At 75.5% G+C, this 1300-nt stretch carries 1 protein-coding gene; it reads left to right on the top strand.

Annotated elements, in window-relative coordinates:
• On the top strand, positions 1–1300 hold a 1300-nt coding region (locus CCN33_RS30050; protein WP_107484026.1), incomplete at both ends, for a DUF4192 domain-containing protein.

The raw sequence follows: 1300 nt of genomic DNA on the forward strand, positions 1-1300 counted from the left end.
GCACCCCGGCCGAGCTGGCCGACGCGCTGCCGTACCTGCTGGGCTACCGCCCGGAGGACAGCATGGTGCTGGTCAGCCTGCTCGACCGGGGCAACTTCGGCGGGCGTGCCCGCCTGGGCATTCCGGCCGGCGTCGAGGACTGGCAGGCGGCGGCGCGGCAGATCGCCAGAGGGCTGGTGATCGGCGCCCGGCGGCGGGGTTCCCGGCCCGACCGAATCGTGGCCTACGTCTGCCAGGAGCCAGGGCCGGGGGAGACGGGGCGGGACGTGATGCTCCGGCTCGCCCCGCTCGCCCAGTTGCTGCGCACCGAGTGCGGCAGTCTCGACGTACCGGTGATCGAGGCGCTGTGCGTCTCGGACGCCCGCTTCTGGTCCTACGTCTGCCCGGTGCAGAGCTGCTGCCCGCCCGACGGTACGCCGATGGGTATGCCGGGCACCTCGGCCATGGCGGCCGCGGCCACCTACGCCGGCATCCAGGTACGGGGCTCGCTGCGGGAGCTGCGCGCGAGGATGCAGCCCTGGGAGACCTCGGCCGCGCTGGAGCAGGAGGTCGCGCTGGATGCCGCCGGCATGTCGCTGGTGCCCCGCATCCTGGACGACGCGAGCCGTGCCGAGGTGGCCGAGGAGACGCTGGACCTGGCCGGGCGGATCATCCGCCGGTTCGCCGAGGCCGCGCCGGTGTCGGGCGTCCATCCGGCGGACGTCCGCGACGACGCGCTCCTCGGCCACGACGAGGCGGCCGCCCTCATCCTCGGTCTGCAGGACCGCACGACCCGCGACCGGGCGGCCGCCTGGATGGAGGGTGACGACGGCGCGCCCGCCCTGCGGCTCTGGCGGGCACTGGCCCGCCGCTGCGTCGGCCCGTACCGCGAACACGCGGCGGCTCCACTGACTCTGGCCGGCTGGGTCGCATGGTCGACCGGGGACGACATCGAGGCCCGGGAGGCCCTGGCCATGGCCCTCGGTGCCGACCCGCACTACCTCTTCGCCCAGCTCCTGCACCGGGCGTGCAACGAGGGGCTGGACCCGGAGTCCATCCGCCGATGCCTCCGGCCGACACGGGACGGGCGGACACCGGGGGAGGGGCCGCCCGCAACAGCGCCGAACATCCCGGAGCAGAAATCCGGCTCCCAGCTTCCTCCGGACACCGACCTCGCCGTGCAGGACGCGACGGAGGCGGACCGGGCCACGCCGCCGCGCCGAAAGCGCCGCCCCCGCTCCACCGGCCCGGGCGACACCGCCCCTGACAAGACCGCTCCCCGCAACACCGGTCCCTGCCCCCAGCGCCCGCAGGCCCAGAC

Origin of the sequence: Streptomyces recifensis (assembly GCF_002154615.1) — a bacterium.
Classification (GTDB): domain Bacteria; phylum Actinomycetota; class Actinomycetes; order Streptomycetales; family Streptomycetaceae; genus Streptomyces; species Streptomyces griseoluteus.